Raw genomic sequence first — 22,129 nt, forward strand, 5'->3', positions numbered from 1 at the left:
TTATGGCAAATAAACAAAATTCCCGCGCTTCACGCCATAGTACCAAGGCACCTAAATCTAGCAAGCAGAAAACACCCAAGAAAAAGAAAAAGAAATCATTTGGTTCTATTTTCTTAAAAGTAATCATAGGACTGGTCTTTCTTGCTTGCATTGGTATTTTATCAGGTATGGGACTATTTTGGTATTATGCTAAAGATGCACCAGAATTAACAGATGCAGAACTTGAATCCGCCAATTCCATCCAATTCTTTGCTGCAAACGGCGAAGCATTTCAGGATTTTGGAATTGAACGACGTGAAACAATTTCTGCAACCGAAATCCCTAAAAAATTAGAAGACGCCATTGTTTCAGTGGAAGACCGTCGTTTTTATAATCATATTGGTGTTGACCCTGTTCGTATTATCGGTTCAGCTGTTTCCAATTTGATTAATGGTGGGAAACAAGGTGGGAGTACTTTAACCCAACAATTGATTAAGCTATCTTACTTCTCAACAAAAGTAGAGGATCAAAATTTACGCCGAAAAGCACAAGAAGCTTGGATGGCAGTTCAATTAGAACAAGAAAAATCAAAGCAAGAAATTTTAACGTATTATATCAACAAAGTGTATATGTCTAACGGTGTCTATGGAATGGAAACAGCTTCTGAAATCTTCTATGGTAAACCTTTAGACGAACTTTCAACTGCACAAACTGCTTTGATTGCTGGTATGCCAAATGCACCAAACTATTACGATCCCTATGTCAATCCAGAAGCTGCGAAACAACGACGTGACACCGTCTTAATGACTATGTTAGATAATGAAAAACTCTCTCAACAAGAATACGATGAAGCAGTCGCAACACCAATCGATGATGGATTACAAGAACTTACAGAATCAGAAAATGATTGGCGTTATTATGATAATTATTTAAAAGAAGTCTTGGCTGAAGTCGAAGAAAAAGTCGGTAAAGACAGTATGCAAAATGGTTTAGATATTTATACAAATATTGATTTACCTGCGCAAAAACGTTTATTTGATATTGTTAACAGCGATCAATACGTTCAATACCCTGATGATGAAATGCAAGTAGCCGCTACTCTAATTGATGCAGAAACTGGCAAAGTAACTGCACAACTTGGCGGTCGTAATGTTGAAGAAGGTGTCGTTTGGGGATCCAACTATGCAGTAAATACTGGACGTGATTTTGGCTCAACTGTCAAACCACTCGTTGATTACGGTCCTGCTTTTGAATATTTAGATTATTCAACAGGAAAAACAATTGTTGATGAGCCTTACAAATATGAAGGTACCGACATCAGTATTAACAACTGGGATAATCAATATATGGGTACGATGACCTTGCGAAAAGCCTTAGCTTTGTCACGTAACGTTCCAGCTGCAAAACTTTTCGCAGAAGTCGGTACAGAAAATATTGAAAAATTCCTTGAAGGTTTAGGCATTCAATATGATACTTTAGAACAATCTAATGCGATTTCTAGTAATACAAGTGTTCAAGAAGGGACAAAATACGGTGTATCCAGTCTTAAGATGGCTGCCGCATATGCTGCTTTTGCTAACGGTGGTACGTATTATGAACCACAATATGTAAATAAAATTGTTTATCAAGATGGCACAGAAGAAGTTGATGCCTTCCATCCAGAAGGCTCACAAGCAATGAAAGACACGACTGCCTATATGATTACTGACATTCTAAAAGATGTTATTACAGATGGCACAGGCACAAATGCTGCGATTTCTGGTTTATATCAGGCTGGGAAAACAGGAACTTCAAACTATACAGATAGCGAGATTGCTCAAGTAGGACCAGTGAACTCACCTTCTCCAGACATTAGTTTTGTTGGTTACACACCGCATTATTCTTTAGCTGTTTGGACTGGTTATGAAGATAAATTAACACCCGTCACTAGCGAATCATCCCAAGTTGCCACAGATGTGTATCGTAACTTAATGCAATTTGTTTCAGCATCAATAGAAAATAAAGATTGGGAAATGCCGGATGGTTTAGTGAGAGTTGGGAATGAACTCTATCTAAAAGATGCCATAGAAAGTCAGACAACACCGTCTTCAGTTAAAACAACGCCATCTTCTAAAGAAGTGATTGAAACCACTCAATCAGAAGAACCTAAGCCAACAACTGAAAGCTCTAAGAAAACTGAGTCAAGTTCTACGTCTGAATCAACGATCGAATCAACCGTTGAATCTGTTCCGGAAACGTCGTCTTCTGTGATTGAAACGGTACCTGAAACAGAACCTACTGAAAGTAGTACACCAGTCGAAACGACGCCTTCTGAAACGACGCCAGAACCTGAGTCAAGTGTACCGATACCGTCTTCAGAAGAACCACCTGTATCATCAGTACCAGTCGAAACAACACCACCTGTTACCTCAACACCTACAGAAACACCCGGAACAAGTCAATAGAAAAAAGACTTAACTATTTACCTCTTGTTAGAGAAATAGTTAAGTCTTTTATTTTTTCTTCATTCGTGTTTTACCTTCTTGACACATATCTAATAACGGACATACTTCACATTTCGGAGCTCGTGCTGTACAGTGGTAGCGTCCAAAGAAAATCATGGTATGGTGTGTTTTTACCCATAACTCCTTTGGTACTTTTTTCATTAAAGTTGCTTCTACTTCTAAAACATTCGCATCTAATTTACAAATGCGTAAACGCTTCGCAATTCTCTCCACATGCGTATCTACTGCAAATGCTGGAATCCCAAACGCTTCTCCCAAAACTACATTTGCCGTTTTTCGTCCAACGCCGGGTAAGCTTACTAATTCTTCTCGTGTCTGAGGTACCTGACCATCGAAACGCTCTAAAATTTGTTCAGCACATGCTTTAATATTCTTAGCTTTCATACGATATAATCCTATCGTACGAATTTTATCAATAATCTCATCAATTGATGCTGCGGCTAATGCTTCAGGAGTTGGGAATGCTTCAAATAATGCTGGAGTTGCTTTATTAACGGAAACATCGGTTGCTTGCGCACTCAAAGCGACCGCAATAACTAATTGAAAAGGTGTTTCGTAATTTAACTCACAATGCGCATCAGGAAACATTTCGTACATTTTATTTAATGCAATCATCGTTTTCTCTTTGCTAATCATGTCTATTCCTCTTCTAGCCAATTATGCATAGATACACGAGGTAATTGTCGTGCAGCTGTTGGCGTTTCTTTTTGTAGCATCTGTCTTTTACGACGTTTTTGTTCTTCTTCGACTTGCATTTTCGAAGTAATATTTTTCCGTTCCCATGAAAGTAAAATACGATCAATATAATTTAAGCTGTACGCTTGATTCAAAACAGCTTCTTTTAACGCCAATTGAATCAATTCAGGATGATAACGATCTTCTTCAATCCATTGGCCAATTCGTTGATATTCAATAGGTGACAACGCACGCCCGAATTCTGATTCAAACATTTGATAAACAGACTGCACTTGCTTCTCAAATGTTTGTGTTTCAACCTCTTGCTTTTGCTGTTTTTGTAAAAGTTCAAGTTTTTCAAAAATAACATTAAACTCATAATAATCATTCATTCTACCATTCAAATCTTTTTTCGAATCAATGACTAATAATTTTTTTTGCACTAATTGATTTAACAAAAGATACAACTCGTTTTGTGAATACCCCATATTAGCTGCAATAGGTGCTAAATCAGGAAAAACATCCCCTGCTTCGTGATAACGATATAATTGAACCCATAACAGAAATTCATCGTTAGACATCCCTAATCGACGATAATTATCCACTAGCAGATTGGACAAAGTCGTTTGTCCATTATTTAAATATTCTTGTAATGAAAGCATATAAAATCCCTTCTTTTAATAAGTTATCATATAAAAAAGCTGTCTCTAAAAAATAGAAACAGCTCCATGTCCTTAAGCTTCAGTCACAGAAGCAATAATTTCGATCTCTACTAATACATCTTTTGGAAGACGTGCTACTTCAACTGCTGAACGAGCAGGTAATGCTTCATTAAATAAAGTGCTATATACTTCATTAAATGCCACGAAGTCATCCATGTTTTTTAAAAAGCAAGTTGTTTTCACAATATGATCGGCAGTAATTCCTGCTTCTTCTAAAATTGCTGAAATATTTTTTAGTACTTGAGTTGTTTGTTCTTGAATTGTTGTACCCACAACCTCACCGTTTTCTGGATTCAATGGTACCTGACCAGATGCAAATAAAAATCCATTAGCAATACGACCTTGAACATATGGGCCAATTGCTTGAGGTGCTTTGTTCGTTTGAATAATACGCATATTTAATTATTTCCTCCTTTTTGACAATCAGGACACACTCCATAAACTTCTAAACGATGTGAACTAATTGTATAACCAGTCAATTGTTGAGCAGCCATCTCAACGTCTTCAAGTCCTGGATAATGAAAATCTGCAATTTTTCCGCATTGTTTGCAAATAGCATGATAATGAGGATCTGTATGAAAATCAAAACGACTAGAAGCGTCACCATAATTCATTTCTTTAACAAAGCCGATTTCTGTAAATAATCGTAAATTATTATAAACAGTTGCAACACTCATACCAGGAAATTTCACAGCAATTGCTTGATAAATATCTTCAGCAGTTGGATGAGTTTTGGCATTTGCTAAAAATTCTAAAATGGCGATCCGTTGTGGTGTGATGCGAATATTTTCTTCTTTTAAATGGTTCAATGCATCATCAAAAGTCGTCACAGGATTCCCTCCATTCTTCTATCTTTTTTTATCATACTATGACTCTCTCTTTTTTTCTAGCAATTTATATCAAAAAAACCTATTCTTGCGCCAACAAGAATAGGTTTCTATTTTTATCCAACAATTAAGCTTCATCAAACTGATATAATGCCGTTGATAAGTACCGTTCACCATTATCAGGAACAATCGCTAAAACTTTTTTACCTGCTCCTAGTGCTTGAGCGACACGTAATGCCGCATTGATAGCGGCTCCTGATGAAATCCCGACAAGAATACCTTCTGTCACGCCAACTTCACGAGCGGTTGCTATGGCATCATCACTTGAGACTGCCAAAACCTCATCAAATATTTCCACATCTAAAACAGCAGGTACAAAACCTGTCCCGATTCCTTGAATTTTATGTGGCCCTGGCTGGTTTCCGCTCAAAATTGCTGATTCCGCTGGTTCAACGCCATAAATTTTAATTTCTTGATACGCATCTTTTAATGCACGACCAGCTCCTGTAATTGTTCCACCTGTCCCAATTCCAGCAACAAAAGCATCTAATCCTTGTTCGCCAAATGCTTGAATAATTTCTTTACCAGTAGTTGCTTCGTGAATTGCTGGATTTGCTGGATTATCAAATTGTAATGGCATAAAATAGCCATTTTCAGCTGCTAATTCTTTCGCTTTGTTAATAGATCCAGAAATACCTTCTGTGCCTGGAGTAAGAAGTAATTCTGCTCCATATGCTTGCATTAGTTTACGTCGTTCAATACTCATTGTTTCTGGCATCACTAACACCACACGATACCCTTTGGCCGCTCCAATCATTGCTAAACCAATACCTGTATTACCAGACGTTGGTTCGATAATTGTATCGCCAGCTTTTAGAAGACCATCTTTTTCTGCTTGCTCAATCATACTTAAAGAAATACGATCTTTGACACTGCTACCTGGGTTAAATGATTCCAGCTTCACATAAATATCCGCTGCTCCTTCAGGTACAATATTATTTAATTTTACGATAGGGGTATTGCCAACAAGTTCTGTAATCGATTGATAAATCTCACTCATTTCGACTCTCCTCCTTTATTTATAACTCATTGTAGCGAATTCATGACTTGATAGCAAATTCTTTTAAGAACAATAAAAATACAAATCATCAATTTATCGATAGTGATAGCTAGCATCTATCATTTTTTAATCTTATTAGCTAAACAAAAAAACAATTTAAGGGGAGCGAAAGGCTCCTCTTAAATTGTTATGATTGTTTTTATTGTTCACCTAAGAATTAAACAACTAATTGTTGTCCTACGACAATTAGTCCATCAGTCAATCCATTATTAGCCATTAATTGATCTACAGAAGTACCATAAGCATTTGCAATGTCCCATAATGTATCTCCTGCAACCACAGTATGCGTGCCACTACTTGCATAAGCTGGTTCAGTATACGCTGTTTCTGTATAACCAGTTTCTGCGGTAGCTGTCTCAGTTACATAACCAGTTTGTTCAGGTTCTACATAAGTAGTTACTACTTGTGAAGGAGTATCAAAGCTAGTTAAATTATATGTTTCAATTAACCAATTCAATTTTTGGTTATATGTTGGGTCTGTAGCATAACGACCAGTCAAATATGCTGTAGCATCGTAAAAACTAGTAGTTTGACTTTTCCATGTACCACTATAATTAGAAACGCCTGTGGAATAGCTTGTACTTCTTAATAATGCGGCATGATCTTGTAGAGATTCCCAATAAGAGCCATATACTCTAAATGGTTCATTCATAGAGACCCATTGCCCATTAATGTATTCTTGTGTTCCTAACCAAATAGATGGTTCAGAACCATACGCTTTAATACCAAACAAATTGTAATGTGGAGCTGAAGATAACAGTGATGTTCCATTGCCACTTTCTAATAAAGCTTGAGCAATCATTACAGATGCATATAAATCGTTGCTTGCTGCAATTTGTTGAGCAGTTGCACCAATCTGGTTGATTAACCCTTGCGCCCCATTTTCAGTAGCATATTCTTGTGCTTCCACTTGCTGAGGAACCATTGCCATAGTAGTCGGAGCTAACACTAATCCTGTGCCTAATAAAGGTAATACTGCTTTTCGATTTAAAGTATATTTCCTTTGTATTTTTTGATGGCGCTCACTACGTGTTTTGTAAGTCATAACATCCTCCTAAAAAGCTTTTCGAAAACTATATGAAAAAAACCATACAATCTAATGATAAAGCCATTGTATGACAAAATGCCAATGAAAACAATTTTTTTGTTCAAGTCTTTTAAAAAAAACGAACATAAAGTCTGATTTATCAACTTCCACATTACAAAAAGTTTTTAAAAAAACTTTCAATAAGATGTATAATATTTCTCCATAAAACAAAAAAAGAGGGCGAATCTGCCCTCTTTTTTATTAAATTGATTTAAATGTATTTACAACATTTTCAACAGTGAAGCCAAATTCAGCTAAGACTTTATCACCAGGGGCAGATGCACCAAAATGATCAATCGTAATGGTTTTTCCATGGCACTTCACATATTTTGCCCAACCAAATGAGGAACCTGCTTCAATTGCCACACGTTTTTTCACGCCTGGAACTAAAACAGAAGCTTTGTACTCATCTGATTGTTCGTCAAACAAATCAAAACTTGGTAAAGAAACAACCGATACGTCAATTCCTTCTTCAGCTAGCACTTTTTGTGCTTCCACAGCTAAGTTGACTTCTGAACCAGTCGCAATTAAAATACCTTCTGGTTTGTCTCCTTTTTGAGCCGAAATGACATACCCACCTTTGGCTACATTTTCATCGGCATTTTCTTTTGTCCCTTCAATGACTGGTAAGTTTTGACGACTTAATACTAAAACAGTTGGTTTATCCGCTGATGTCATGGCTAATTTCCAAGCGGCACGTGTTTCATTCCCATCCGCTGGACGAATCACTTGCACATTTGGCATACTACGTAAGCTAGATAATTGTTCTACTGGTTCATGGGTTGGTCCATCTTCCCCAACTGCTACAGAGTCGTGTGTTAACACGTAAGTAACGGGAATATTTTGAATCGCTGACAAACGTACCGCTGGACGTAAGTAATCAACGAAAACAAAGAACGTTCCGCCATAAACACGTGTGCCTCCATGTAATTGAATCCCGTTCATCGCAGCTGCCATCGCAAATTCACGAACACCAAACCAAATATTACGGCCTTCGTATTGTCCGGGTTCGAAATCTTTTTCAGCAGCGACCATCGTATTGTTTGAGGCAGATAGATCGGCTGAACCACCCCATAAACTAGGGACAGCTTTTGATAACGCTTGAATCATGTCTTTACTTGACACACGGCTAGCTTGACTTGATCCCACTTCATAAGTTGGTAATTCTGCTTCCCAATTTTCTGGCAATTCTCCGGCAAAAGCTTGGTTGAATTGGTTGGCTAATTCTGGATAAGCGGTTTCGTATGCTGCAAATAATTCATTCCAAGCTGCTTCATACTCAGCACCTTTGTCGACCATTGTTTCTTTAAAACGTGCTGCAACTTCTTCAGGTACAGAAAATTCAGGATAGTCCCAGCCGTACGCTTTTTTCGCTGCTTGAATGCCTTCTGCTCCTAACGGTGCACCATGAACAGAAGAGGTACCTGCATTTGGTGCGCCAAACCCGATGACAGTTTTCACTTCAATCAAGGTTGGTTTCTCTGTTTCTGCTTGCGCTTCTTCAATCGCTTTAGAAATCGCTTCTAAATCTGTTCCTTCTTCTACAAGGATATGTTGCCAACCGTAAGCTTCAAAACGTTGTCCGACATTTTCTGTGAACGCTTTTGATGTTGGACCATCTAAGGAAATATCATTTGAATCATATAATACAATTAATTTTCCTAATTTCATATGACCTGCCATTGAAGCTGCTTCTTGAGAAACACCTTCCATTAAATCACCATCTCCACAAAGTCCATAGGTGTAATGATCAATCACGTTAAATTTCTCACGATTGTAAGTAGCAGCTAAATGAGCTTCAGCCATTGCCATTCCGACTGCCATGGCAATCCCTTGTCCCAGTGGTCCAGTCGTTGCTTCGACGCCATCTGTATGGCCAACTTCTGGATGCCCTGGTGTACGGCTATCCCATTGACGGAAGTTTTTCAAATCATCGGTCGTTACATCATAACCTGCGCAATGCAATAAGCTATATAATAACGCTGAACCATGTCCTGCCGAAAGCACAAAACGATCACGATCGACCCAATTACGAGAAGTTTTTGGATTTACTTTCAAATGTTTTGTCCATAATGCGTAGGCCATTGGAGCAGCCCCCATTGGTAGTCCTGGATGTCCCGAATTTGCTTTTTGTACCGCATCAATACTTAATGTACGTAGCGTATCAACACCAAGTTGATCAATTTTATCAAACAATACTAACGCCTCCTATTTAGGTTTTTTTTACCTATATTACATATCTATTATAAAAGATACCTCTGCAATTATCAATACTTTTTGCATCGGTATCTTTTATTTTACTTTCTATTGTGTAAACCTTTCGCTTTTTGAATTTGTTTTAGTTTTTCCGGCGTCACATCATTGCCTTCTGGATCGACTACTTTCATCCCTTCAATATGGTGCTTCATCCCACCACGAAAAGCTGTAATATACTCTCGTCTTAATGTTTGCTGTTCTGCTTGTTCCTTTTCAGTAAGTCCTTCTGTTTTTTTCTTTTTAGCTAACTCATTAATTCTATCTAATTTTTCTTTGGATAACATGATATCAAGCTCCTTTCTTTTCCATCTTATACAAAACAATCAAAAAAAACAATCAAAACAGAAACCGAACGTTTGTTTGATTTTTTTCAGAGCATATGTTACACTACGTTTAATAAAACTAGTCATATTTTTCATTTTATAATGATTCAAATAAAGGAAAGAAGGTGTTCGTTTTGGCAAAACGTACAGAAAACCGACAACTTGAAGTTTTAAAATTTATTCATACTCGAGTCAGTGAAAAAGGGTATCCACCTACAGTGAGAGAAATTGGTGAAGCTGTGCAACTTTCCTCTACATCAACTGTTCATGGTCATTTATCACGTTTAGAAAAAAAAGGCTTAATCCAAAGAGACCCTACAAAACCTCGAGCCATTGAATTAACCACACTGGGCTTAGAAACAATCGGTGCTCAACAACAAAAAATCCCTTTGTTAGGTGTAGTAACTGCTGGTGAACCCATTTTAGCAGTAGAAGAGGCTTCTGATTTTTTCCCAATCCCTCCTAATCTAGTTGAAGATAGTGGCCAATTATTTATGTTAACCATTCGCGGCGAAAGCATGATTAATGCTGGCATTCTAGATGGTGATCAAGTAATTGTAAGAAAACAAGACATTGCTGGAAATGGCGATATTGTTATTGCTATGACTGATGAAGATGAAGCAACTTGTAAAAGATTTTATAAAGAAAAAACTTATATTCGATTACAACCGGAAAATGATTATATGGAACCAATTATTTTACCAAGTGTTAAAATTTTAGGGCTAGTTGTCGGTTTGTATCGTCACTTTTAAAAATTCTTCATATCTATAACGAAGAGCACCCAAAATGTTAACCTAAATTTTGAGTGCTCTTCATTTTTATTTAATTTGAAAGAATTTCTGCTGCTAAACCGTTAATAAAATCGGGATGAGTATTCGGCATATCTAAGCGACGGTACTCTCCATCTAATTCTTCTACTAATTCTTTACACTCAATATCATTATCATAGAGTGTTTCTAAATTATCTGCAACAAAACCAAATGGTAGGTAAATAATCTCTTCATAACCTTCTTTTAACAATTCTTCGGTCACATCTTCAACACGTGGACCAATCCATTTATCCGCTGTACGTCCAGCACTTTGCCACGCATGACCAAAGTCCAATGAACCTGCTACACGTTGCGCAATTGCTTTAGCGGCACCGGTTATTTCATCAACATACGGATCGCCATTTAGCAATAGACGCTCAGGCAAACTATGTGCCGTGAACAAAAATTTCTGCTTTTTCTCAGAATTCAATGCTGCTTGAATTTGGTTAGCCCAAAATACTTGAAATCCTTCATGTTGCCAAAAGTGACGATGTGCTGTATAGGAAATTTCTGGATAAACTTCCAATTCTTTTTCAACACGATCATGATATTGCTTAATAAAACTAGAATCATGTGGTGCTAGTACCATTCCATGAATCGTTTGAAATCCTTGCGCTACAATATCTGCCACTGCATCTTCAATAAATGGACGAATATGACGTAAACCAGTAAACACATGATACTCTACTGCGCTAGTCGCATTTAATTTTTCCTCAACAGCTAAACGTTGCGCCTCTGTGATACGAGCTAAGGGTGAAACTCCACCAATTTCTTCATAACGACCAGCTAATTCATCATAAAGTTCTTGGGAAGGTTCTTTCCCATGACGAATATGGGTATAATAATCCCAAATTTCTTCTGTATTGTTTGGTGTCCCATAACTCATTAGTAAAACTGCTTGTTTTTGCATGACAAATTATGCCTTCTTTCTCATATAAAAAATAAAAATTAGTGTGACAACCATTAAACCAATTAACATTTGGGAAAAACCAAGCGAACCAGTCGCATGTGCCAAGACACCGATTATGGTAATACCAATTGTCATACCTAATTTTTTACAAACCGATAATAAACTCAAAGAAGCATTACGATCTCTAGGCGAAGCTTCTACCACTAATACTTGTAACGGAACAGTCATTAATGCCCCAATCGCAATACCAAAGAACAACAGTGCAATCAAGAACATTTTAAACGAAACAACCGAGAAGTACATAGTAACTAAGCTAATAAAAACTAGCATCATTGTGCCTGTTGTAGAATGTGTTGCCCCTTTTCTATCTGTCCAAATTCCCGCAATTTTCGAACCAATAAAAGTTCCTACAGCCATTACTGTCATTAATGATCCTGCTTTTCTTGCATCAAGATGGAATGTCATTTCAATAAATGACGGTAAGAAAGCAAATAAAGACATCACTAAACCTGTTGTAATTCCTCCAAGTAAACTTGTACGATACGCAGGTACTTGCCATAATTTTCGTGAAAATAGTACAGCTAATTTTTCATTTTCTCGTGCTGTTTCTACCTTCATAAATAAAGTGCTAGCGATAATTAAAATTGCTGCATAAACAACTAATTCTACGATATGACCACGAGAAAACCCTCTTGTTAATAATAAATTAAATGCTAGTAAAGCTAATACAAACAAACTGTTTCCTTTGATATCAAACGATTTTGTTTCTGAGTTTGTTACTTTTGGCACAATGAAGAATGCAAGTAAGAAAATAATCGCAATTAAACATGCCATAACAAAATAAATATTACGCCAATCATGGGTTTTGGCTAAACTAACTACACTGATAATAGGTGCGACAATTGTCGATAAGGCAACTAATGCCCCGATATTCCCAACTCTTCCACCAATTTTCCTTTCTGTCTTGGCAAAAACCAAAGAAAGTGTCAACGTTAATAGCGAACTACTACCAAAAGCTTGCAGCGCACGAAAGACTAGTAACATTGGGAACGATTGACTTAAAGCAATCCCTAATACACCAACGAAATAAAACGCTAATTCTGTTAAAAAGACCATACGATAACCAAAACGGTCGATCATACTTCCCATAACAGGCGTAGCAAATAATAAACCTAATGTATAAATAGAAACAATCCAACTTTTTTCAGCAGGTGTTAACATTAATCCTCTAGCCATTGAAGATAAATTAGTACTAATAATTCCCGAATCTAATTGTGTGATAAATAAACTAATAACTAATAATGGGGCAAACCATCTTTCTGATTTTGTGGCACGTAACTCCATTGAACAAATCCTCCTAAAGCAACCCTAAATATGTTTGTAATTGTTGTGTTGTATTTAATGACGTTCCGACCATAAAATATGGAAAATCAGAATATACACTGCTGGCTTCTGAAAAGCGCATTTCATAAATAATTTTTTTAAATTCTAATGGATCTTCGGCAAATAAAGTTACGCCCCATTCATGATCATCAAAACCAATTGATCCTGTGATAAATTGACGAATTTTCCCTGCATATTTACGACCAATTAATCCATGTTCTTTCATTAGCTCACGTCTTTGGTCATAAGATAACGTATACCAGTTGACATCGCCTGAACGGACTTTGTTCATCGGATAAAAACAGATATACTCTTCTTTCGGTAATTCTGGATAAAGATTTTTATTTGTTCTTGCCCAAGCTGTCTCTGTTTTTGGCATTCCACTATATGTGCCAAGTTCAATTACGGAAACATAGCTGTGAACTGGTTGTAGGTATTGATAGATTGCCAAACTATGCCATGCGTTTTCAGCAGCATTGAGTTCTTTTAATTCTGGTCGCAACAGCATAAAACCAAAATCACCCTTGTGACCGGTCACATTCCACAAATAATGACTGCCTTTTTGTGCATCCTCAATTTCTTGCCATTCGTTCACTAACTCAGACAATTCGTTGATTGCTGCTTGCTTTGTTTCATTTGTTTCTTTTTGCCATGCTGCCCAATTCATTTGAAAAACAAGATGCAAGCAATACCATCCATCTAAGGTTTCCACCTTTTCTGTAATCATGTGTATCCTCCCTAAAAAATTAATTATATGTGTTACCGTTATTCGTTATATCATATTAAATAAATTTAAGCAGAGCTTTTGCTTGTGAAATTTTCAAAAACATCAGCGCATAATAAAAACAGCATGTACAACAATGGTACATGCTGTTTGTTATCACGTAGATTCCTTTAATAATAAAAATAAAAAGTAAGGCGCACCAATGATAGCAACGACTGTTCCAGCAGGAATTTCACCACTACCAGGTGACAAACGACCAATGGTATCGCTCAATAATAACAATAAACTGCCGATTATAGCTGCTATTGGTAGTAATTGCCAATGCTTTTTAAAGCCTAATCGCTTGGCAATATGAGGAGCAATCAACCCTAAAAATCCAATACCTCCCGTCACAGACACTGCGGCACCAGTTAAAGCAACTGCTGCAACAATCAATTTTATCCTTTCTTTTTGAATATTAATGCCTAAAGAAATTGCAGTGGCATCGCCAAATTGTAGAATATCTAATTCGCGATGCTTAAAGACAAACCATGGTACTAAAATCAAGAGCCATGGTAATAACGCACACACAAAAAACCAATTGCTGCCCCAAATACTACCTGCCTGCCACATTGTTACAAATCGATAATTCTCGCTATCAAGTTTTGTAACTAACAATAATGTTAAGGCAGAAATTCCTGTGCCAACGACTACCCCTGTTAATACTAATCTTACTGGCATAATACCGATTCTTTTTTTATAAGCAAAAGCAAAGATAATAACAGCTGTCAACAACGCACCCACTAAGGCAATCAATGGCAACAAAAAGATTGTTACGGTCGTCGATTGGACAAAACTGATAAACAGCAAAACAAATAGACCTGCACCAGCATTGATGCCTAAAATCCCTGAGTCTGCCAATGGATTTTGGGTTGTACTCTGTAGTACTGCCCCACCGACTGCCAATGCAGCTCCAGCTAAAATAGCTAAAACAATCCGTGGCAAACGAAAATCAACTAATAATAAACGTTTAGCAGACGTTCCACCACGCATAATTTCCCAGATTTCACTCCAAGTTAAAGCTAATTTGCCATGAGTCAATGCAAATAACACTAATAGAACAATTAAAAGAAGCAGTATAGGAAAAATATATCTTTTTTTCATAAACGCAGTCCACCCTTTCTTGAGAGATACAAAAAGAACGGAATGCCAATTAGCGCTGTGATAATTCCAAACGGCGTTTCAAAAGGCGGATTGACTGAGCGGGCAATTAAATCGGCCCAAACAACTAATAAAGCTCCCCCTAATCCCGATAATGGAATTAAATAGCGATAGTTTTCTCCGACAAAATAGCGTAATACATGCGGTACGATTAAACCAACAAAACTAATTGAACCCACAACTGCTACTGATAGCCCCGATAATACTAAGACAATAATTGAAGCAACAATCCGTGTTCGTTGAGGTTTCTTCCCTAAACTAATGGCTGTGTCATCACCAAATCGCAAAATAGTAATGGCTGGACTATTAATTATCGCCAATAATAATGCCAACAGAAAAAATGGCGTGATTAAACGTAATTGGCTCCAAGAAATCGCACTAATTCCGCCAATTGACCAAAATGTAATATCTTGACTCAAATTAAACTGTAGTGCAATTGCTTGACTTGCTGCAATAAACAGCGCGCTAATCCCCGCACCTGCTAAAGTTAAGCGCAACGAAGTCATTACCTGTTTATTTGAGCTAGTAATTAAATAGATGACACCTACACTAATTGCAGCACCCATGAAACAAGCAACTAAAATAAACCGATAGCTAGTATCTGGGAAAAATGCAAACATCACAGCCAATCCTAAACCAGCTCCTGCATTAATTCCTAATAAACCCGAGTCAGCTAATGGATTTTGCGTTATTCCTTGCATTAATGCACCACTAATGGCTAAGCTTGTTCCGACAATTGCGGCGCCTAAAATTCTCGGCAAACGAACATTCATTAATACCTGATGTAGTTGATTACTTTTATCAAAATTTAACCACGCATCGATAAATGTTTGCAGAGGAATGCTCACTGCGCCTATCACCAATGACACCATCATACTAGCAATTAAAAATAAAAACATTAGACTACCTATTACCCAAATATTGTATATTTTTGTATTATTCATAAGCGTTCCCCATTTTTAATACTTCGTAAGAGAGAATCAATGGTCGTTGCGTTTTTGGATGAATTATAATTTCAGCATCAATTTGAAAGACTTCTTTCAGAACAGCGGGCGTAATCACTTCTTCTGGTGTTCCTTCCTTCAAAATCTTGCCATCTTTCATCGCAAGAATACTGTCTGAAAAACGTGAAGATAAATTAATATCATGACTCGTCATAATAATCGTCTTACCTTTCGTTTGGTTAATCTCTTTTAAGACGTTTAATACTTCCAGTTGATGTGCAGGATCTAAATAAGTGGTTGGTTCATCTAAAATCACAATATCTGTGTCTTGAACAAGAGCCATCGCAATCCAAACTCTTTGACGCTGTCCACCAGATAAGGTAATGACGGATTGTCTAGCTAATTCCGTTAACCCTGTAATTTCCAAAGCCCATTGAATAATCTGCTGATCCTCTCCAGATAAACTTCCCCATCCTTTTTGATATGGATAACGCCCATAAGAAACAACATCAAATACCGATAAATCAATTTGGGCTTCAGAAGTTTGTGCTAACATCGCTAATTCTTTTGCGATTTCTTTACTACTGTATTGATTTAGTGCTTTACTATTTAATAAAACCGTGCCTCCTTGATTGGGTAACACTCGTGCCAAAGTTTTTAAAAAAGTTGATTTACCACAGCCATTAGGCCCAATAATATTGGTAATTGTCCCTTCACGAAACGTATAATTTAAATTTTCACTAATTAAATATTCACCATAACCAGTGGATAGTTGTTCTGCTACTAAAATTCCCATTTTCTTCATCCCTTATATCTACTTCAAAGCCAGCTATTCAATGAGAATCATTCTCATTGGATTTATTATAGGTTAGCCTCTTAGGTTTTGCAATTCTTTCTTTCACAAAATTGCTTGATATAAAAAGATCTATATTGACTTTTCCCGCTTTTTAATTGATAATGATTATCATTATCGTGATATTTTTTTAGGAGGAAACATTATGCAAAAAAGAAGAAAATTAGTAGGAGCTGCATTAGCTTTAAGTAGTCTTTTATTGTTAGGTGCTTGTGGAAATACCAATAATCAAAACACTGGCGAATCGACTACCACTTCAAGCGTAGCTAAAGACCGTGTTTTAACAGATACCTTAGGAAATGAAGTGACGATTCCTGCTAAACCAGAACGAATCATCGCTAGCTATCTAGAAGATTATCTAGTTGCCTTAGATACAATTCCTGTTGCCCAATGGACAGTCAATGATTCTAGTATTCAAACCTATTTACAAGATGAATTAAAAGACATCCCAACGATTGATTTTTCTTTACCTTACGAAGAAGTTCTTGGCTTTGAACCTGATTTATTATTAATTAGCTCTTCTTCAACTGTTGAAGGTGGTAAATATGCAGAGTACGCAAAAATTGCTCCTACTTATGTTGTTAAAAACGGCGAAGATGTCAATTGGCGCGACCAATTAGCTGACATTGCTACTGTTTTGAATAAAGAGGACTTAGCTAACGAAGTAGTAGATGAATATGAAACCTTAGCAGAGAATACGAAAAAAGAACTAGACGACCAAGTAAAAGATCAATCCGTTGCCGTTTTATGGGTAGTCAATAATTCAATCTTTATGGTAACAGAGGGACGTTCAAGCGGTGCAGTATTATATGGAGATTTAGGTTTAGATAAACCGACTCTTGTTGAAGAAGTTTCTAAAGAAGCCACTGCTGACTGGAATCCTGTTTCTTTAGAAAAATTAGCAGAACTTGATGCTGATTCAATTTTCTTAATTAATAGTGATACGTCAGCCCCTTTATTCCAAGAAGATATTTGGAAAAACTTAAAAGCTGTTAAAAATGACCATGTTCATGAATTCGATGGTGACTCTAGCTGGTTGTATAATGGCCCAATTGCTAACACTAAAATTATTGAAGATGTCAAAGCTTCATTAATTGAAACAAACTAAAAAAGATGCCTCACCCTAAAACTTTTAGGACGAGGCATTTTTCTATATCTCAACTTGCCATTGTTCTGCTCGTTGACGTTCTTGCCAAAATTGTTTATAGCGACCATTTTTAGTAAATAATTCTTCATGGGACCCTGATTCCACAACGTTCCCATCTTCAATTACGGCAATTTTTGTTGCGTTGCGAATGGTATGCAAGCGATGCGCCACCATAATAACTGTTTTATGTTGCGCTAGTACTTGTAACGCTTCACGGATATATAATTCATTCTCTGGATCAACACTTGCCGTTGCTTCATCTAATAAAACAATCGGTGCATCTTTAAGCAACGCTCGAGCAATACTAATCCGTTGCTTCTGACCACCGGATAAGTTTGCACCCCCATCACTAATTTGAGTATCATATCCTTCTGGAAACTCCATGATAAATTCATCACAACATGCCAACTTAGCAGCCGCTACCACTTCTTCAAAACTAGCATGTGGATTGCCAAATTTCAAATTATTCATAATCGTATCTGGCATCAAATACACATCTTGAAAAACAAAACTAATATGTTGCATCAAAGTATCATGACGCATGTCTCGAATATCCACATTTCCTATTTTAATGCTCCCTGACGCGATATCATAAAAACGTGCAATCAGATTCAATGTGGTTGTTTTCCCACCTCCAGAGGGTCCTACAAGCGCTGTAATACCATTTTCAGGAATCGTTAGATTAAGCTTGTGTAAAATCTCTTGATTCGTATAGCCAAAAGAAATGTTTTCTAACGTTACGCCAAATGTTGCTGGTAATTTTTCTTGACCAATTTCTGGTTGTGGTAAATCTTCTTCTTGAATGACATCATCAAGACTATCTAATGTCGTCTTCATTAGACGTTTATACACCACATAATCCATGATTGGTAAAGTCTCATACAATGCAGCCGTCAAAATTAAGAAACAAATTAACGACACCCCATCAATTGTTCCTGCTGTATATTTTAGCCCACCGACAACCAAAACAATGACATAACCTATTTCAAACATGATAACATTTAAGGCCGTATACGGTGATAATTTTTTATTTAACTGAATGCTACTCTTACGAAATTCATCCATTGTTTCTTGATAACCTAATAATTTACTACCAGCTAAACCAAACGAGCGAATAACTGAAATACCACGAATGAAATCAAGAATACGACGATTGGCTTGTTTTCGAGCAGTTTGTAGTCGATTCATCACTTTTTGTAGCTGTTGGTCGGCTAGCTTTGTTATGAATAAACACATGGGAATTCCTGCGATAGCAATAAGTGCTAACGTCCAATCAATCCATGCTAATACCAGCAATGTCATAACTGGCGTAATAACACCTTTGATAATCCCAATGACGATGGCTGGCGTAAATCCTAAAAACATCGCATCTTGTTTGACGTTCATTTCTAATAAAGCAGCATCTTGTTTTGAAAAATATCCTAACGGTAAATTTTTTAAACGTCTTCCCAAATATAGTCGAATACTTGCTGTCATCTTATAATAAATCAAAAACATAATCCGGTTGGAATAGTAATACGTTAGTCCTTGTAAAAGCAACGCAAGGAACATGCCGCCAACTACTTTCCAGACATCCGTCACACTATCTGTAAAGAGCAAATAAACAATATACGCAACTACAATTAAAGGAATACTGATAAAGAAACTCTCAATAAAAGTCCGACGATACCCTTCTTTTAGTTCTTTTTTATTTTCTGAACTTCCAGCAACAACTAGCGATTGTTTATACACTGAATATTCACTTAAATGACGATAGGCTTCATCTTCTATTTTATTTTCCTCAGAAATTTTCGTCAGTAATTTTGCTTTGAAAGGAAGTGGTTTATCGGTTGTCTCGACTTTAGATAATAATGCATTACCTTCGCCACGGTAAGCTTCCCACTGTGTTTGATAGGAAGCATGAGTAGCTAACAACTCTTGATGTGTGCCTTTGGCCGCAATTTGTCCATCTTCAATAACCAGGATTTGATCTGCTTTTACAATAGTATGCAAACGATGAGCAATCATAATAATTGTTTTCGGTTGTCCATTTACAGGGTGCATCAATTTATTGATCGCATCTTGAATATAGGCTTCATTTTCAGCATCAATTAAAGCGGTTGCTTCATCTAAGACTAAAATAGGTGCTTGTTTCAAAAAAGCTCGAACAATACTGATTCGTTGGCGTTGTCCGCCACTTAGTTTTCCACCACCATCTCCGACTACTGTTTGATAGCCGTCTTCTAATTGCATAATAAAATGATGACAATAGGCTTGTTTAGCGGCAGCAATCACTTCTTCGTCTGTTGCTTCTGGTCGTCCCATGCGAATGTTGTCCATGATGGTTCCTTCAAATAAATAAACATCTTGAAAAACATAAGAAACGAAATTCATTAAATCTTGACTGCCGATATTTCTAACATCTACTCCACCAATGCTGACTTGTCCGCTTGTTGCATCCCAAAAACGTGGCACTAAACGAGCAATCGTAGTTTTACCAGCTCCCGATTCTCCAACAAGAGCGGTCAAGGTTCCTTCTGGTACAGTAAAAGTAACATTCCTTAATACATCACGTTCTTCATTATAAGCAAAGGATACATTTTCAAAAGTAATCGTTGCTTCTTGTGGTTGTACCGCCTGTGTTGGTTGGGTTAATTCTGGCTCATCTAACATTGCTGTAATTTTACGTGTGACACCAGCTAAACGAAAAGATACTTGACCATTCGAACGAAATGCCTTAACCAATGTATTGCCAATTCCAATCGTTAACATGATAAATAAAACAAATAAAGACAGTGAAATTTCACCTGCACTGTATAACCAAACACCCATTGGAATCACAATTAATAACGGCATTTGAGCGACAGCTGCAAAAATTGTTTTCCCCTCAAGCGTTTCTTTTTCAATTTCAACACTTAAATCTGCGGCTTTTTTTACAACAGTGGCATATTCTTCAAAGGCTTTTTCTGATTGTGAGAACACACGAATAACTTTCATTCCATAAACATAACGTAAAACAGCATTAGTGATTAAACCGCCTACCTCAATTTGTTTCGGAACTAACGGCTTCATTTTTTTCATGACATTCGCATAAAAAAGACCCAACAATGGAATAATCAATAATGCTGCCATTGCCATGCGCCAATCTAAAATAAACATGGCCAAGAACGTCAAAAGTGGTATCGAAACGCCCGTCGTAATGTCTGGAATTAAATGAGCAATGCCTTCTTCTAGTTGCTCTACATCTTCATTCATCGTAACTTTAATTTTTCCTGTATCATGCGTATCAAAATAGCCCAAAGGTAATTTGGTCAACTTCTCTGCTAAAGTGATACGAATATCATATAAAATATCAAACGCCGCTTGGTGGGCAAAATCACTCGATAATTTATAACAAATGCCTTTTAAAATAATTGCTAAAAATGCAATTCCTGCATATAAAATAAAAATATTAGGATTATCTGCTGGTCTTTCTAAAATTTCAACAGAAAATAAATAAACAATACCATATGGTACTAAACCAAAAAGTGCAGCCAAAATAGACATTACCATTGAACTATAAATAAACAACTTGCGCTTCCCTAAAAAAGGTTGTAATTTCTTCAATACAGAAGGCTGTTTTTTCTTTTTACTCATAAACGCTCCCCTTTCAATTGAGAATGATTCTCAACGTCAATTATAGCTATTCATTGAATAATTGCAATATATTTAGAATATTTTGTCCTTTTGCCTAATTAGAATAACCTCTTCTATTTTAATTAGGAACATTTTGTGAAATCCCTCTTGACTATCCGTGTAAGATATACTATCATTTGATACACTTAGAAAAATCAAAATTTTCTGAATATTACTCATTAAGAGCATAAGAAAATGTTAGTTAAGGAAGGATTGGATTACATGAGTCAAGATAAATACATTTCATGGACAGGTGCCCCTACACAAGAGGCCATTGATTTACTACAAAGCGGAGGCAAAGTGGTTGTTTGTCCAACAAAAGTTGGCTACATCATCACTGTAGCAGATAAAGCCGGATTAGAAAGAAAATTCTCTGCAAAAAATCGTAAAAGAAATAAACCTGGAGTCGTATTATGTGGCTCACTTGAACAACTTTTTGAACTAGCTGATATGAACGAAGAAATGGCTGCTGTTTATAAAAAATGTTGGGAAGAAGATGTTCTTTTTGGCGCAATCCTTCCTTGGAAAGAATCTGGAAAACAATACATTCCAAATGATGGTTCTGACGAATTAATGACAGATACACGTGGAACAAGCTGTTTTGTATTAAAATTCGGTGTACCTGGTGAACAAATCGCACAAGAACTTTGGGCGAAAGATAAAACATTATTATTTGCAAGTTCTGCAAATCCTTCAGGAAAAGGAAATCGCGGTCTTGTCGAAGGTATTGGTGAACAAATTGAAAATGAAGCTGATTTAATCATCGAAGGTAACGATTATGTCGCATCCATTCAACCAGATAAAACAATTGAAACTCGTTACGAACAAGGGGTAATGGTATCATTTGTAGATAAAGATGGTAACTTGGTTCCGGAACAAGGAACTGAACGCTCAATCTCTCCTGCACCGATTGTTATTCGTAAAGGTTTGGATATTGATAAAATCATGATGTATTTATCAGAACAATTCAACTCTTGGGACTATCGTCAAGGGGAATACTATTAAAAAAACA

Annotated in this window: 19 protein-coding genes; 4 read left to right on the forward strand and 15 right to left on the reverse strand. The window is 36.7% G+C overall.

Going from position 1 to position 22,129, the window contains the following annotated elements:
* Nucleotides 1-2: 2 nt before the first annotated feature.
* Nucleotides 3-2,423, forward strand: coding sequence for a PBP1A family penicillin-binding protein (locus AC4BC7_RS04015; protein WP_490503910.1), 2,421 nt, complete (start codon nucleotides 3-5; stop codon nucleotides 2,421-2,423).
* A 48-nt stretch (nucleotides 2,424-2,471) separates the two neighbouring features.
* On the opposite strand, the gene nth is transcribed toward AC4BC7_RS04015, so the two are convergent.
* The 8 genes from nth to AC4BC7_RS04055 form a co-directional block, all read right to left on the reverse strand.
* Nucleotides 2,472-3,119 carry an endonuclease III gene (gene nth / locus AC4BC7_RS04020; protein ID WP_490503911.1) on the reverse strand — a complete coding sequence of 216 codons (648 nt, stop codon included), beginning with the start codon at nucleotides 3,117-3,119 and terminating at the stop codon, nucleotides 2,472-2,474.
* A 2-nt stretch (nucleotides 3,120-3,121) separates the two neighbouring features.
* Nucleotides 3,122-3,820 (reverse strand): DnaD domain protein, encoded by a 699-nt coding sequence (locus tag AC4BC7_RS04025; protein ID WP_207940618.1) that lies wholly within the window; start codon nucleotides 3,818-3,820, stop codon nucleotides 3,122-3,124.
* A gap of 72 nt (nucleotides 3,821-3,892) precedes the next feature.
* Nucleotides 3,893-4,276 (reverse strand): RidA family protein, encoded by a 384-nt coding sequence (locus AC4BC7_RS04030; RefSeq protein ID WP_207940619.1) that lies wholly within the window; start codon nucleotides 4,274-4,276, stop codon nucleotides 3,893-3,895.
* Between the two features lie 2 nt (nucleotides 4,277-4,278).
* A complete protein-coding gene (gene perR / locus AC4BC7_RS04035; protein ID WP_490503912.1) occupies nucleotides 4,279-4,710 on the reverse strand; it encodes a peroxide-responsive transcriptional repressor PerR in 432 nt (143 codons plus the stop codon).
* Nucleotides 4,711-4,834: 124 nt separating this feature from the next.
* Nucleotides 4,835-5,767, reverse strand: coding sequence for a cysteine synthase A (cysK, locus tag AC4BC7_RS04040; RefSeq protein ID WP_490503913.1), 933 nt, complete (start codon nucleotides 5,765-5,767; stop codon nucleotides 4,835-4,837).
* Between the two features lie 217 nt (nucleotides 5,768-5,984).
* Nucleotides 5,985-6,872, reverse strand: coding sequence for a glucosaminidase domain-containing protein (locus tag AC4BC7_RS04045; RefSeq protein WP_490503914.1), 888 nt, complete (start codon nucleotides 6,870-6,872; stop codon nucleotides 5,985-5,987).
* A 243-nt stretch (nucleotides 6,873-7,115) separates the two neighbouring features.
* The gene (tkt, locus tag AC4BC7_RS04050) at nucleotides 7,116-9,110 is read right to left on the reverse strand and encodes a transketolase (protein ID WP_490503915.1); all 1,995 of its coding nucleotides are present in this window, start codon (nucleotides 9,108-9,110) and stop codon (nucleotides 7,116-7,118) included.
* 101 nt (nucleotides 9,111-9,211) lie between these two features.
* Nucleotides 9,212-9,454 (reverse strand): DUF896 family protein, encoded by a 243-nt coding sequence (locus tag AC4BC7_RS04055; RefSeq protein ID WP_490503916.1) that lies wholly within the window; start codon nucleotides 9,452-9,454, stop codon nucleotides 9,212-9,214.
* Between the two features lie 173 nt (nucleotides 9,455-9,627).
* On the opposite strand from AC4BC7_RS04055, the gene lexA reads away from it, so the two are divergent.
* Nucleotides 9,628-10,245 carry a transcriptional repressor LexA gene (gene lexA / locus AC4BC7_RS04060; protein ID WP_207942566.1) on the forward strand — a complete coding sequence of 206 codons (618 nt, stop codon included), beginning with the start codon at nucleotides 9,628-9,630 and terminating at the stop codon, nucleotides 10,243-10,245.
* 70 nt (nucleotides 10,246-10,315) lie between these two features.
* Here the strand turns inward: lexA and hemH are convergent, their stop codons facing one another.
* The 6 genes from hemH to AC4BC7_RS04090 form a co-directional block, all read right to left on the reverse strand.
* Nucleotides 10,316-11,212 (reverse strand): ferrochelatase, encoded by an 897-nt coding sequence (hemH, locus tag AC4BC7_RS04065; RefSeq protein WP_490503917.1) that lies wholly within the window; start codon nucleotides 11,210-11,212, stop codon nucleotides 10,316-10,318.
* A gap of 6 nt (nucleotides 11,213-11,218) precedes the next feature.
* Entirely contained in the window at nucleotides 11,219-12,556 is a 1,338-nt protein-coding gene (locus tag AC4BC7_RS04070; RefSeq protein WP_207942568.1) for an MFS transporter, read from the reverse strand.
* Nucleotides 12,557-12,569: 13 nt separating this feature from the next.
* Nucleotides 12,570-13,322, reverse strand: a complete 753-nt coding sequence (gene hemQ, locus AC4BC7_RS04075; RefSeq protein ID WP_207942569.1) for a hydrogen peroxide-dependent heme synthase — start codon at nucleotides 13,320-13,322, stop codon at nucleotides 12,570-12,572.
* Nucleotides 13,323-13,475: 153 nt separating this feature from the next.
* Nucleotides 13,476-14,462, reverse strand: a complete 987-nt coding sequence (locus tag AC4BC7_RS04080) for a FecCD family ABC transporter permease (RefSeq protein ID WP_490503918.1) — start codon at nucleotides 14,460-14,462, stop codon at nucleotides 13,476-13,478.
* Nucleotides 14,459-15,463: a FecCD family ABC transporter permease gene (locus AC4BC7_RS04085; protein WP_207942571.1), complete on the reverse strand. Its 1,005-nt coding sequence runs from the start codon at nucleotides 15,461-15,463 to the stop codon at nucleotides 14,459-14,461. The genes AC4BC7_RS04080 and AC4BC7_RS04085 overlap by 4 nt, the downstream gene beginning before the upstream one ends.
* Nucleotides 15,456-16,259, reverse strand: a complete 804-nt coding sequence (locus tag AC4BC7_RS04090) for an ABC transporter ATP-binding protein (RefSeq protein WP_207942607.1) — start codon at nucleotides 16,257-16,259, stop codon at nucleotides 15,456-15,458. The genes AC4BC7_RS04085 and AC4BC7_RS04090 overlap by 8 nt, the downstream gene beginning before the upstream one ends.
* Before the next feature lie 202 nt (nucleotides 16,260-16,461).
* Here AC4BC7_RS04090 and AC4BC7_RS04095 point away from each other — a divergent pair, with 202 nt between their 5' ends.
* Nucleotides 16,462-17,424 carry an ABC transporter substrate-binding protein gene (locus AC4BC7_RS04095; RefSeq protein ID WP_490503919.1) on the forward strand — a complete coding sequence of 321 codons (963 nt, stop codon included), beginning with the start codon at nucleotides 16,462-16,464 and terminating at the stop codon, nucleotides 17,422-17,424.
* Between the two features lie 42 nt (nucleotides 17,425-17,466).
* Here AC4BC7_RS04095 and AC4BC7_RS04100 read toward each other — a convergent pair whose 3' ends face one another.
* Nucleotides 17,467-21,078: an ABC transporter ATP-binding protein gene (locus tag AC4BC7_RS04100; RefSeq protein ID WP_490503921.1), complete on the reverse strand. Its 3,612-nt coding sequence runs from the start codon at nucleotides 21,076-21,078 to the stop codon at nucleotides 17,467-17,469.
* Nucleotides 21,079-21,339: 261 nt separating this feature from the next.
* Here AC4BC7_RS04100 and AC4BC7_RS04105 point away from each other — a divergent pair, with 261 nt between their 5' ends.
* Nucleotides 21,340-22,122, forward strand: coding sequence for an L-threonylcarbamoyladenylate synthase (locus AC4BC7_RS04105; RefSeq protein WP_207942608.1), 783 nt, complete (start codon nucleotides 21,340-21,342; stop codon nucleotides 22,120-22,122).
* Nucleotides 22,123-22,129 lie beyond the last annotated feature (7 nt).

The sequence above is a fragment of the Enterococcus sp. AMC1623 genome (assembly GCF_058216495.1).

Coding starts and splice junctions, on each gene's coding strand:
- cysK (WP_490503913.1), bottom strand. CDS start 5,767: ATGAGTGAGATTTATCAATCGATTACAGAACTTGTTGGCAATACCCCT.
- AC4BC7_RS04070 (WP_207942568.1), bottom strand. CDS start 12,556: ATGGAGTTACGTGCCACAAAATCAGAAAGATGGTTTGCCCCATTATTA.
- AC4BC7_RS04045 (WP_490503914.1), bottom strand. CDS start 6,872: ATGACTTACAAAACACGTAGTGAGCGCCATCAAAAAATACAAAGGAAA.
- AC4BC7_RS04055 (WP_490503916.1), bottom strand. CDS start 9,454: ATGTTATCCAAAGAAAAATTAGATAGAATTAATGAGTTAGCTAAAAAG.
- AC4BC7_RS04095 (WP_490503919.1), top strand. CDS start 16,462: ATGCAAAAAAGAAGAAAATTAGTAGGAGCTGCATTAGCTTTAAGTAGT.
- AC4BC7_RS04025 (WP_207940618.1), bottom strand. CDS start 3,820: ATGCTTTCATTACAAGAATATTTAAATAATGGACAAACGACTTTGTCC.
- nth (WP_490503911.1), bottom strand. CDS start 3,119: ATGATTAGCAAAGAGAAAACGATGATTGCATTAAATAAAATGTACGAA.
- AC4BC7_RS04030 (WP_207940619.1), bottom strand. CDS start 4,276: ATGCGTATTATTCAAACGAACAAAGCACCTCAAGCAATTGGCCCATAT.
- AC4BC7_RS04100 (WP_490503921.1), bottom strand. CDS start 21,078: ATGAGTAAAAAGAAAAAACAGCCTTCTGTATTGAAGAAATTACAACCT.
- AC4BC7_RS04080 (WP_490503918.1), bottom strand. CDS start 14,462: ATGAAAAAAAGATATATTTTTCCTATACTGCTTCTTTTAATTGTTCTA.
- AC4BC7_RS04090 (WP_207942607.1), bottom strand. CDS start 16,259: ATGGGAATTTTAGTAGCAGAACAACTATCCACTGGTTATGGTGAATAT.
- AC4BC7_RS04105 (WP_207942608.1), top strand. CDS start 21,340: ATGAGTCAAGATAAATACATTTCATGGACAGGTGCCCCTACACAAGAG.
- AC4BC7_RS04085 (WP_207942571.1), bottom strand. CDS start 15,463: ATGAATAATACAAAAATATACAATATTTGGGTAATAGGTAGTCTAATG.
- AC4BC7_RS04015 (WP_490503910.1), top strand. CDS start 3: ATGGCAAATAAACAAAATTCCCGCGCTTCACGCCATAGTACCAAGGCA.
- hemH (WP_490503917.1), bottom strand. CDS start 11,212: ATGCAAAAACAAGCAGTTTTACTAATGAGTTATGGGACACCAAACAAT.
- hemQ (WP_207942569.1), bottom strand. CDS start 13,322: ATGATTACAGAAAAGGTGGAAACCTTAGATGGATGGTATTGCTTGCAT.